General features: G+C 55.9%; 10 protein-coding genes. 9 read left to right on the top strand and 1 reads right to left on the bottom strand.

Annotated elements, in window-relative coordinates; all coding sequences use genetic code 11:
• Positions 1–324 (bottom strand): hypothetical protein (locus L692_RS0108075; protein WP_025698804.1); only part of this gene is annotated, 324 nt, incomplete at its 3' end.
• A gap of 212 nt (positions 325–536) precedes the next feature.
• On the opposite strand from L692_RS0108075, the gene lspA reads away from it, so the two are divergent.
• The 9 genes from lspA to pyrF all read left to right on the top strand — a co-directional run.
• Positions 537–1,049, top strand: a complete 513-nt coding sequence (lspA, locus tag L692_RS0108070) for a signal peptidase II (protein ID WP_025698802.1) — start codon at positions 537–539, stop codon at positions 1,047–1,049.
• 38 nt (positions 1,050–1,087) lie between these two features.
• A complete protein-coding gene (locus L692_RS0108065) occupies positions 1,088–2,014 on the top strand; it encodes an RluA family pseudouridine synthase (protein WP_036722717.1) in 927 nt (308 codons plus the stop codon).
• Positions 2,015–2,145: 131 nt separating this feature from the next.
• Positions 2,146–3,399 carry an LL-diaminopimelate aminotransferase gene (locus tag L692_RS0108060; RefSeq protein WP_025698800.1) on the top strand — a complete coding sequence of 418 codons (1,254 nt, stop codon included), beginning with the start codon at positions 2,146–2,148 and terminating at the stop codon, positions 3,397–3,399.
• Positions 3,400–3,725: 326 nt separating this feature from the next.
• Positions 3,726–4,307 carry a bifunctional pyr operon transcriptional regulator/uracil phosphoribosyltransferase PyrR gene (gene pyrR / locus L692_RS0108055; protein WP_025698798.1) on the top strand — a complete coding sequence of 194 codons (582 nt, stop codon included), beginning with the start codon at positions 3,726–3,728 and terminating at the stop codon, positions 4,305–4,307.
• The gene (locus tag L692_RS0108050; RefSeq protein WP_025698796.1) at positions 4,308–5,216 is read left to right on the top strand and encodes an aspartate carbamoyltransferase catalytic subunit; all 909 of its coding nucleotides are present in this window, start codon (positions 4,308–4,310) and stop codon (positions 5,214–5,216) included.
• A 101-nt stretch (positions 5,217–5,317) separates the two neighbouring features.
• Positions 5,318–6,637, top strand: coding sequence for a dihydroorotase (locus L692_RS0108045; protein ID WP_025698794.1), 1,320 nt, complete (start codon positions 5,318–5,320; stop codon positions 6,635–6,637).
• 85 nt (positions 6,638–6,722) lie between these two features.
• Positions 6,723–7,901: a glutamine-hydrolyzing carbamoyl-phosphate synthase small subunit gene (carA, locus tag L692_RS0108040; RefSeq protein WP_025698791.1), complete on the top strand. Its 1,179-nt coding sequence runs from the start codon at positions 6,723–6,725 to the stop codon at positions 7,899–7,901.
• 4 nt (positions 7,902–7,905) lie between these two features.
• Positions 7,906–11,127 (top strand): carbamoyl-phosphate synthase large subunit, encoded by a 3,222-nt coding sequence (carB, locus tag L692_RS0108035; protein ID WP_025698789.1) that lies wholly within the window; start codon positions 7,906–7,908, stop codon positions 11,125–11,127.
• A gap of 211 nt (positions 11,128–11,338) precedes the next feature.
• A partial coding sequence (gene pyrF, locus L692_RS0108030) for an orotidine-5'-phosphate decarboxylase (RefSeq protein WP_036722710.1) occupies positions 11,339–11,794 on the top strand: 456 nt, incomplete at its 3' end.

The raw sequence follows: 11,794 nt of genomic DNA, 5'->3' as shown, positions 1-11,794 counted from the left end.
GGCTAGCCGCTCATACGGAATCGGCTGTCCGCTCGCCGCGCAAATGCCGTATGTGCCGTTGTCCATCGCTTTCAGGGCGTCCTCTATATCCGTAAGTTCCTGCTCTTCCCGCTCCTGAAGCGAAATATCCATGGAACGGTGATACAGGTCGGTGGCGACGTCTCCGGGATGATTGTCAATCTCCGTCAGCTCGCCCGACATATCCCGCATGGAATCTTCAAGTCCGTGATCTTCATTCTCTTTTAGTCTGTGCCGGATATCGCTTTGCTGCCGGACAAGAAGGCCGCGCAGGCTGGCAAGCTGTTCCGAAGACAGGTGATTCATTGGCCTCGGCTCCTTTCCTTAGTGCCGTTTTCCTTATTAGATTGGCCGATTGCCCGAATTTTTAACGCTGGCAAATTGTGCTTTCAAACGAAGCGGCGCAAGCTTTCGCGCAATGGACGGGTTCTTGAGGCCTGTGCTACAATATACAAGTCTTTATACATGTTTTGGACCGCTCTGGGGCGGGAAAAATAAGAACGGAGTGACAAGCTGAAGTGGTGTACTATCTGATCGCGCTAATTGTATTTTTGCTTGACCAGGGAACGAAATATCTGATCTCCACCCGACTGGAAATTGATGAGCAAATTCCGGTGATCGGAAACTTTTTTGTCATTACATCGCACCGCAACCGAGGCGCCGCTTTCAGCATTTTGCAAGACCAGCGCTGGTTTCTTATTCTGGTGACAATTGTCGTTCTGATCGGAATCGTCTGGTACTTGAACAAGGTCAGAAGATCGCGGCGCCTGCTGCCTTTGGCGCTGTCGCTTGTGCTTGGCGGCGCAGTCGGCAATTTTCTCGACCGGGCGCTGACAGGCGAGGTCGTCGATTTCCTGCGGTTTAATTTCGGCAGCTATACGTTTCCGATCTTTAACGTGGCGGATTCCTGCATTGTCGTCGGCGTAGCGCTCATTATACTCGATTCCATTATGGATATGCGGGGCGGTCCGACCGAGGTTATTGAAGTGAGGGAAACAAGCGAGGTAAAGGAAGGGAATGAACAGCATTGAACAAGGACGCCCGCAATGACAGGGCAGAAGGCGAAGCGATGGACAATGAAGAGATCGTCGTCTGGACCGTTCAGGAGGAATACGCCCGGGAACGGATCGATAAATATATAACCGAAGCCTGGGAGGAGGAAATCTCCCGTTCCCAGGTGCAGCAGTGGATCGGAGCGGGACATGTAACGGTAAACGGCACAGCGGTAAAAGCGAACCACAAGCTCCTCTCGGGCGATACAGTCAGTGTAAGGGTGCCGGAGCCGGAGACGTCTGAACTTACACCGGAGGATATTCCGCTGAACATCGCTTACGAGGACGCCGACATGATTGTCGTCAACAAGCCGCGCGGCATGGTCGTGCATCCCGGGGCGGGTCATCCCTCCGGCACGCTGGTCAATGCCCTGATGTGCCACTGCAAGGACCTGTCGGGAATTAACGGCGAGATTCGTCCCGGCATCGTGCACCGGATTGACAAGGACACATCGGGTCTCATTATGGCGGCCAAGAACGACGCCAGCCACAATTCGCTCGCGGCGCAGCTCAAAGAGCACAGTGTAACCCGGCGCTATTTGGCGGTGGTTCAAGGGAATGTGGCCCATGACCAGGGAACGGTGGACGCTCCGATCGGCAGGGACCCGCATGACCGGAAGCTGTATACGGTAACGGAGAAGAACAGCAAGACCGCAGTAACCCATTTTACCGTACTGGAGAGATTTGGCGATTGCACTCTGCTGCAGTTGCAGCTGGAAACCGGGCGAACCCACCAGATTCGGGTGCACATGAAATTTATCGGTCATCCGCTTGTCGGCGATCCCGTATACGGCCGGAGTAAAGGAATCTTTATGGAAGGCGGACAAGCCTTGCACGCAGCCGTACTGGGCTTCGTTCATCCTTCCACGGAGGAATATCTGGAGTTCTCGGCGCCGCTGCCGGAGGATATGGAAGAGCTGCTCGCCCGTCTGCGGAGCAGATAAGTACAAATCAACTGCGGATTTGTCCATTGTTTTGAAGCCGCTGTTACGTCATATTTAACAATATAGAATGGATGGGCTGAGCGCCCGTTCATCCGCCTTATATTCCACGGAGCAGGAGTGAGATCACTTTTATGAGCGTTGAACATTACCAGAATACGTATATCCAGAACAATTTTGCGGACCGCATCGGCGGAGCGAACTATGGCAAGGACACCAATATCTATAAATTTGAGAAGATCAAGCGGGCCAAAGCCGCGGCGAAGAAGGATTTTCCGGATATCGAGCTGATCGATATGGGCGTAGGCGAACCGGACGAGATGGCGGATGCCGGCATCGTCGCCAAGCTGGCCGAGGAAGCGGCCAAGGAAGAGAACCGCGGTTATGCCGATAACGGGATTGCCGAATTCAAGGAAGCGGCGGCCAAATATCTGAAAGACGTATTTAATGTAGCTGACATTAATCCGGAAACTGAAGTTCTGCATTCCATCGGTTCGAAACCGGCGCTGGCCATGCTGCCTTCCGCTTTTATCAATCCGGGTGATATTACAATCATGACCATTCCGGGCTATCCGGTGCTTGGAACCCATACGAAATATTTGGGCGGCCAAGTCTATAATGTTGAGCTTAAGAAGGAGAACAACTTCCTTCCTGACCTTAGCTCTATTCCGGAAGACATCGCACATAAGGCGAAGCTGCTCTACCTGAACTATCCGAACAATCCGACGGGCGCAAGCGCGACTCCGCACTTTTTTGCCGAAGTTGTGGCCTGGGCGAAGAAATATAATGTTGTCGTAATTCATGACGCTCCATATGCGGCGCTGACGTATGACGGCCTGAAACCGCTGAGCTTCCTGTCCGTTCGCGGCGCCAAGGACGTCGGTGTTGAGCTGCATTCCCTTTCCAAGTCCTACAATATGACCGGCTGGAGAATCGGTTTTGTGGCAGGCAATCCGCTGATTGTCAAGGCATTCGGCGATGTGAAGGACAACAACGATTCCGGCCAGTTTATCGCGATTCAGAAGGCAGCGGCCTACGGCCTTGCCCATCCGGAAATCACGGAAGCTATCGCGGCCAAATATTCCCGCCGTCACAACCTGCTGGTTGACGCGCTGAACAGTCTTGGCTTCAAGGCGACGAAACCGAAAGGCTCCTTCTTTATGTATGTTGAAGCTCCGAAGGGCATCAAGGGCGGACGCCGTTTCGAGTCCGGCGAGGATTTCTCCCAATATCTGATCCGTGAAAAGCTGATCTCCACCGTGCCGTGGGATGATGCGGGCGCGTTCGTCCGTTTCTCCGTTACTTTTATAGCCAAAGGCGAAGAAGAAGAACTGCGCGTGATTTCGGAAATCAAACGCCGCCTGAGCGACGTTGAATTTGAATTTTAATTTGTCAGTGTAGAGCAGCCCCGGCGCCGATTGTGGTGCCGGGGTTATTTTTCTGCGAGAAGGTTGACACAAGTTGTCCGTTCTGTCATAATCCATATGATAAATGAATAGCGCCTTTAATTCAGTCCCGTGAGGCTGGCAAGGTAACGTGAATCGAGGTTCGCGGCTTTTTGTAGGGAATCCGTCTGTCTGCACGGAGTTCTTTTGCTGCGCGCCCGCCACTCTTCTTCAATCTGCGGATTTCACTCCTTGCCTGCTTAAGGCAAGGAGTTTTTGGTTTGGCGGCAGATCGGGCATATGGCGCATGACCTGGAGGCTAAGCTTAGATGATTATCGAAAAGAATGTCATTATGGACGAAACGGCAATCCGCCGGGCGCTTTCGCGGATTGCCCATGAGATCCTCGAGAAGAACAAAGGCATCGAGGATTGCATGCTGATCGGCATCCGCACCCGGGGAGTATACCTGGCCCGCCGGATCGCGGAGCGAATCAAGGAAATTGAGGGCACGGATGTGGCATACGGCGAGCTTGATGTCACCCCTTACCGCGATGACCTGGAGCCGGGGAAGAATAATAAAGCCAGCGGCGGAGATGGTAACGGAAAAGGGACGCTGATCATTCCCGGCGGCGAGTCCGGCACGCGCGACAAAAAAATCATTCTGTTCGACGATGTTCTCTACACCGGACGAACGATTCGCGCGGCAATGGACGCGCTGATGGACTGCGGACGGCCGAGAATGATTCAACTCGCGGTTCTGGCAGACCGGGGACACCGGGAAGTGCCCATCCGACCGGACTATGTAGGAAAGAACGTGCCCACCTCAAGGCATGAATCCATTGAAGTAGCGCTGAAGGAAGTCGACGGAATGGACGAAGTGCACATATTATCGAACTGGGAGGCAAAATAAATGACGACAGCTACCAGAGTGAAAGAACGCAGTCTGCTCGGATTGAAAGGGCTGGACCCAACGGAAATTGCCGCAATCCTGAACAGAGCGGCATATTGGGACAAGCAGACTGAAAAGGTAAGCACGGTACTTGCTTCCCGGTTCGTATCGAACATGTTCTTTGAGAACAGCACAAGAACCCGGTTCTCGTTTGAAATGGCGGAGAAACGCCTTGGCGCCCAGGTGTTGAATTTCACAGCTGCGGCTTCCAGCGTGGAAAAGGGCGAGTCGATTTACGACACCGTGCGCACCCTGGAGTCTATGGGCATTGATGCGGGCGTCGTGCGGCTGAAGCCGACCGGCGTGCTGGCCCAGCTGTCGGAGAGGGTCTCGATTCCGCTGATTAACGCCGGCGACGGCAACAATGAGCATCCGACACAGGCGCTGCTGGACATGTATACCATGATTAAGACTTTCGGCGAAATCAAAGGCCTGACCGTGTCGATCATCGGGGATATTATGCACAGCCGGGTAGCTCGCTCCAATCTGTGGGGTCTGACACAGATGGGGGCCAAGGTGCAGTTCTGCGCGCCGGAAAATATGAAAGCCCCCGAACTTATGGAGTACGCGCCTTATGTCACGATAGATGAAGCGCTGAAAGCGGACGTGGTGATGATGCTCCGTGTGCAGCTCGAACGTCATGCCTCCGGAATGATTCAGTCGGCCGAGGAGTACCGGCGGCAGTTCGGCTTGACTGAAGAGCGGGCGTCGAAGTTAAGCCCGAACACGGTCATTATGCATCCGGCTCCGGTTAACCGGAACGTCGAGATCGACGATGCGGTGGTGGAAAGCGCCAAATCGCTGATTTTTCCGCAGATGTCTAATGGCGTTCCGGTGCGGATGGCCGTCATCGAGAGAGCGATCCGCTAAAGCCATTCGCAGATGAGTTAATAAATATACACAAAGATGAATTTTTATTATATAATAACACAAGAGCCCGGATGGATCTGTCGCGGGCAAAAGGAGACAGCATGAACGTGATCATCAAAAATGCCAGTGTTTTGAATGCGGAAGGCGGCCTGGAGCGCAAGCATATCAAGATTGAGAATGGCGTTATCAGCGCTGTCCTGAACGAGAACGACAGTGTGGCGGACGGCCCGGAAACGATTGACGCCGCAGGCAAGCTGCTTGTTCCCGGGTTCATCGATATGCATGTGCATTTGCGCGAACCGGGCTTTGAACATAAGGAGACGATTGAAACCGGCAGCCGCTCGGCGGCCAAGGGCGGATTCACGACGATTGCCTGCATGCCGAACACGAAGCCGGTCACGGATAGCCCGGAAGTGGTGAAGCTGGTGCAGGACAAGGCCCGCGCGGCCGGACTGGTCAAGGTGCTGCCTTACGCCGCGATTACGAAGAGTCAGCAGGGGCAGGAGCTTACCGATTTTGCCGCCCTGAAAGAAGCCGGAGCGATCGGCTTCACGGATGACGGCGTAGGCGTGCAGACGGCGCAGATGATGAAGGATGCGATGAGCATCGCGGCTTCCATGGATATGCCGGTCATCGCGCACTGTGAAGACAACTCCCTGGTTGTGGGCGCGCCGGTGGCCGAGGGCGAATTCGCCCGGAAGCACGGACTCAAGGGTATCCCGAACGAGTCGGAAGCGATCCATGTCGGGCGGGATATTTTGCTGGCGGAAGCGACAGGCGTGCATTACCATGTATGCCATGTCAGCACGGAGCAGTCGGTTCGGCTGATCCGCCAGGCCAAGGAAATCGGCATTCACGTAACTGCCGAGGTCTGTCCGCATCATCTGCTGTTGTCTGACGAAGATATTCCCGGCCTGGATGCGAATTGGAAAATGAACCCCCCGCTGCGTTCGCGCCGTGATGTGGACGCCTGTATCGAAGCCTTGCTTGACGGAACGATCGACATCATCGTGACGGACCACGCGCCCCACAGCGCCGAGGAGAAAGCCAAAGGGATGCAGGCCGCACCGTTCGGGATTGTCGGATTCGAGACGGCCTTTCCGCTGATGTATACGAAGTTTGTTGATGCCGGGAAGATGGATCTCGGCCTGCTGGTCAAGAGAATGACCGCCGATCCGGCCCGCGTATTCAGACTTAACTCCGGTGTGCTGGAGCCGGGAGCTCCGGCAGATGTAACGCTGATCGATCTGGAGATGGAGAAGGAAGTCAACCCGGAAACCTTCGCCAGCAAGGGACGCAATACGCCGTTTACAGGCTGGAAGCTGAAAGGCTGGCCGGTGATGACCCTTACGGACGGCCGTGTTGTATGGAGTGAAGAACAGGAAACGAACCGGAAGAACGAAGCGGGGCTGCAGGCCTGAGAGGCGGAGGAACCATAAGCGGACACTCCGGAAGTTAAGAGAACATACAGTTTTGAGAATACAGAATGAAGAGGAGTGGAAGGGAATGCAGGCAAGATTGCTGCTACAGGACGGAACGCTGTTTACCGGCACCGCATTCGGCGCGGAAGGCGAGAAGACTGGAGAGGTTGTATTTAATACGGGGATTACGGGATATCAGGAGGTATTGTCCGATCCTTCGTACTGCGGGCAAATCGTTACGATGACGTATCCGCTGATCGGCAATTATGGCATCACTCGTGATGATTTCGAGTCCGTGCGGCCTTTCGTGCACGGCTTCGTTGTGCGCCGTCATGAGACGGTGCCGAGCAACTGGCGCGCCGAGTACAGCGTCGATGACCTGCTGAAAGAGTACGGCATTCCCGGGATCAGCGACATTGACACCCGCATGCTGACCCGCATCATCCGCCACTATGGCACGATGAAGGCCATCCTGACCACTTCCAACAAGCCGGTGGAAGAGCTGATGGAAATGATGAACGATACCTCGATTGCCGAGCTGCGCAACCAGGTGGCACGCACTTCCACTGCCAGCGCATACAGCAGTCCGGGAACGAAGGAAAAAATCGTGCTGGTGGACTACGGCGCCAAGACGGGGATTCTGCGCGAACTGAACAATCGCGGCTGCGACGTCATCGTCGTTCCCCATAACGTTACGGCTGACGAAATTCGGCGCATCAATCCGGACGGCATCCAGCTGTCCAACGGTCCGGGGGACCCCAAGGACGTGCCATATGCGGTCAAGACCATTTCCGAGCTGCTCGGCGAATACCCGATCTTCGGCATTTGCCTGGGACATCAGCTGTTTGCGCTGGCCTGCGGCGCCGATACCGAGAAGCTTAAATTCGGACATCGCGGCGGGAACCATCCGGTCAAGGAGCTGTCGAGCGGACGCTGCTATATCACCTCGCAGAACCACGGCTATACCGTGAACGAAGATTCGGTAAAAGGCACGGAGCTTGAAGTAACGCACATCAATAATAACGACAAGACGATTGAAGGGCTGAAGCATACCCGCTACCCCGCTTTCTCGGTGCAGTACCATCCGGAAGCGGCTCCGGGACCGCATGACAGCAGCTACTTATTCGACCGTTTCCTGGAGATGATTGCGGAGCACAAGCAGAGCACTCCCGCGATTTCCCGTCAAGCCCAGCATGCGGCGAACGCGCGGATTGCGGCGAAAGCCCCGAAACAGCAGCTTGAAGCCGTGAAAGGAGCCTACTAATAGAATGCCTAAGAACGATAAGCTTAAAAAGATACTCGTGATCGGCTCCGGGCCGATTGTAATCGGCCAGGCGGCCGAATTCGACTACGCCGGAACACAGGCCTGCCAGGCGCTGAAGGAAGAAGGCGTAGAGGTTATTCTGATCAACAGCAACCCCGCCACCATCATGACCGATACGAACATGGCGGATAAAGTATATATCGAACCGATTACGCTCGACTTCGTTACCGGCATTATCCGGCAGGAGCGTCCCGATGGGCTGCTGCCGACGCTCGGCGGGCAGACCGGCCTGAACATGGCCGTCGAACTGGCGCGCGCGGGCGTGCTGGAGCAGGAGAACGTCAAGCTGCTCGGCACCCAGTTGCACTCTATAGAGAAAGCGGAAGACCGCGATTTGTTCCGCGAATTGATGCGTGAACTTGAACAGCCTGTGCCGGAGAGCACGATTGTTACGACGCTGGACGAAGCGCTGGCGTTCGCGGCTGAGATCGGCTATCCGCTGATCGTCCGTCCGGCTTACACGCTGGGCGGCACCGGCGGCGGCATTTGCGCGAATGAAGCAGAGCTTCGCGAGACGGTCAAAGCTGGCATTCGCTACAGCCCGATCGGCCAGTGCCTGATCGAGAAGAGCATCGCCGGCATGAAGGAAGTCGAATATGAAGTGATGCGCGACGCGAATGACAACTGTATCGTAGTCTGCAACATGGAGAATTTCGACCCGGTCGGCGTGCATACCGGCGACAGTATCGTCGTGGCGCCGAGCCAGACGCTGTCCGACCGCGAGTACCAAATGCTCCGCAGCGCCTCGCTGAAGATTATCCGCGCGCTGAACATCGAAGGCGGCTGCAACGTGCAGTTCGCGCTCGATCCGCAGAGCTATCAATACTATGTCATTGAAGTGAATCCGCGTGTAAGCCGTTCGTCGGCGCTGGCGTCGAAGGCGACCGGCTATCCGATTGCCAAGATGGCGGCCAAAATCGCCCTCGGCTACACGCTGGACGAGATTGTCAACCCGGTTACGGGGCAGACTTATGCCTGCTTCGAGCCGACGCTCGATTATATCGTCAGCAAAATTCCGCGCTGGCCGTTCGACAAGTTCATCTATGCGAACCGCAAGCTCGGCACGCAGATGAAGGCGACCGGCGAAGTTATGGCTATCGGCCGCACCTTCGAGGAGTCGATTCACAAAGCGATCCGTTCGCTGGAGATCGGGGTTCACCGGTTCAAGCTTTCGGGAGCGGAGCTGCTTGAGGATGAGGTGTTAAAGACCCGTCTGGGGAAACCGGACGACGAGCGCATCTTCCTGATTGCCGAGGCGTTCCGCCGCGGATATCCGCTTCAGGAAATTCAGGATATCACCCAGGTCGACTGGTGGTTCCTTGACAAGATCGAGGGCTTGATCGGCTTCGAGGATCGCATCCGCGAAGAAGAGAGCCTGACGCCGGAAACGCTGTATCAGGCGAAGCGTCTTGGATTTACCGACCGTGCTATTGCCGAGCTGCGGGCGGAAGGCCAGCCTGGCGGCAAGCTGACGAAGGAAGCCGAGGTGCGGGAGATGCGCCTTATGCAGGGACTGAAGCCTGTCTACAAAATGGTTGACACCTGCGCGGCCGAATTCGAGGCGACTACGCCTTACTATTACTCGACTTACGAAACCGAGAATGAAGTGCTTCCATCCGATAAGCAAAAAGTGGTGGTGCTTGGGTCCGGCCCGATCCGTATCGGTCAGGGCATCGAGTTCGACTACTCGACGGTTCATGCCGTCTGGGCGATCCAGAAGGCCGGATACGAAGCGGTCATTATCAATAATAACCCGGAGACGGTATCCACCGACTTCAACACCTCCGACCGGCTCTATTTCGAACCGCTGTTCTTCGAGGATGTCATGAATGTCATCGAGCAGGAACAACCGGTCGGCGTCATCGTGCAGTTCGGCGGACAGACGGCCATCAACCTGGCCGCTCCACTTAGCGCGGCAGGCGTCAACATTCTTGGCACGGGCCTTGAAAGCATCGATGAAGCGGAAGACCGCAAACGGTTCGAAGCGCTGCTGTCCCGCCTGGATATCGCGCAGCCGAAAGGCAACACCGTAACGACGGTGGAAGAAGCTGTGGGCACGGCCCAAGCGCTCGGCTATCCGGTTCTGGTGCGTCCTTCCTACGTCCTTGGCGGCCGTGCGATGGAAATCGTCTACTCGGATGCCGAGCTGCTCAGCTATATGAAGGAAGCGGTCAAGGTCAACCCGGATCATCCGGTCCTGATCGACCGTTACATGCTGGGCAAAGAGGTGGAAGTCGATGCCATCTGCGACGGTGAAACGGTGGTTATTCCAGGGATTATGGAGCACGTGGAACGCGCGGGCGTCCATTCCGGCGACTCTATCGCGGTATATCCGCCGCAGCATCTGGAAGACAGCCTGAAACAGAAAATCGCCGATATCACGATCAAGATTGCCAAGGAATTGAAGACGGTCGGACTGGTCAACATCCAGTTCGTCATCTACCGCGGCGAGGTTTACGTCATCGAGGTAAATCCGCGCTCATCGCGCACCGTGCCGTTCCTGAGCAAGGTGACGGGCATTCCGATGGCCCTTCTGGCAACGAAGGTCATTCTCGGCGGCAAGCTGAAGGACGAAGGCTACAGCGAGGGCTTGTGGCCGGAGAGCGATTACGTCTCCGTCAAAGTGCCGGTCTTCTCGTTCGCCAAGCTGCGCAGAGTAGAGCCGACGCTGGGTCCGGAAATGAAATCGACCGGCGAAGTCATGGGCCGCGACAGACTGTATGCAAAGGCTCTGTATAAAGGCCTGATCGGCGCAGGTATGAAAATTCCGTCAACCGGCTCGATTATCGTAACCGTAGCCGACAAGGATAAGGCGGAGGCGGTTGAGCTGATGAAAGGCTTCCACCGTCTGGGCTACAAGATCATTGCTACGGGCGGCACCGCTTCGGCGCTGGAAAATGCGGGCCTCAACGTCATGAACGTCAACAAGCTCGGCGAAGGCGAGCCTACCATTATCGACATTATCCGCAGCGGCCAGGCGAACTTCGTCTTCAACACGCTCACGAAGGGCAAGACGCCGGAGCGCGACGGCTTCCTTATCCGCCGCGAAGCGGTCGAGAACGGCATCGTCTGCATGACGTCGCTTGATACCGTAACGGCGCTGCTGCGCATGCTGGAGACGATCAACTTCTCCTCGCAGTCGATGCCGGCTTTTGTCGGACAATAAGAATGGTGCGAAGGCACATGGAATTACAGGAACGGTTTGCGTCGACTCGCAGACCGTTCCGCTGTGCCCGGGCATTTGTGCGTAATGATTGAAAGGAAGAGCTATTTCACTTACTCAGCGAAGGAGTGTTGTTATGACCGGAGAAAGGCAGCCTGTGCAGGCAGCTGAGGCGAAGGAGAATACCGTCACACGGGACGCGCAATGGGAGAGCATGGCCAAACGTCTGATGATCCCGCTGGATTACCCGGATGCCGGACAAGCGAGAGAGCTGATCGCCAAGCTGCAAGGCATACCGTGCTATATGAAAGTAGGCATGCAACTGTTCTACGCCGCAGGTCCGGATTTTGTCAGAGAGCTGAAGGCCCTTGGCTACTCCGTATTTCTTGACGTGAAGATGCATGATATCCCGAACACGGTCAAAGGCGGAGCCGAGAGCGTGACCGCCCTTGGCGTCGATATGTTCAACGTCCATGCATCCGGCGGCTCGGCCATGATGGCCGCTGCAAGAGAGGGCATCGATGCGGCTCTGCGCAAGAACCCGGAGCTTCCCCGGCCGCTTGTTATTGCGGTGACGCAGCTTACTAGCACCAGCAAGGCCGTCATGAACGGCGAGATCGGCATTCCCGGCGAAGTGCCGGATACGGTTGTGCGGTACGCGAAGCTTGCC

It is taken from the genome of Paenibacillus forsythiae T98 (assembly GCF_000520735.1).
Taxonomy (GTDB): Bacteria; Bacillota; Bacilli; order Paenibacillales; family Paenibacillaceae; genus Paenibacillus_AQ; species Paenibacillus_AQ forsythiae.
The sequence above is the reverse complement of the archived record's forward strand: the minus strand, read 5'-3'. Positions and strand labels throughout refer to the sequence as shown.

Coding starts and splice junctions, on each gene's coding strand:
- L692_RS0108065 (WP_036722717.1), top strand. CDS start 1,088: ATGGACAATGAAGAGATCGTCGTCTGGACCGTTCAGGAGGAATACGCC.
- L692_RS0108060 (WP_025698800.1), top strand. CDS start 2,146: ATGAGCGTTGAACATTACCAGAATACGTATATCCAGAACAATTTTGCG.
- pyrR (WP_025698798.1), top strand. CDS start 3,726: ATGATTATCGAAAAGAATGTCATTATGGACGAAACGGCAATCCGCCGG.
- L692_RS0108050 (WP_025698796.1), top strand. CDS start 4,308: ATGACGACAGCTACCAGAGTGAAAGAACGCAGTCTGCTCGGATTGAAA.
- L692_RS0108045 (WP_025698794.1), top strand. CDS start 5,318: ATGAACGTGATCATCAAAAATGCCAGTGTTTTGAATGCGGAAGGCGGC.
- carA (WP_025698791.1), top strand. CDS start 6,723: ATGCAGGCAAGATTGCTGCTACAGGACGGAACGCTGTTTACCGGCACC.
- carB (WP_025698789.1), top strand. CDS start 7,906: ATGCCTAAGAACGATAAGCTTAAAAAGATACTCGTGATCGGCTCCGGG.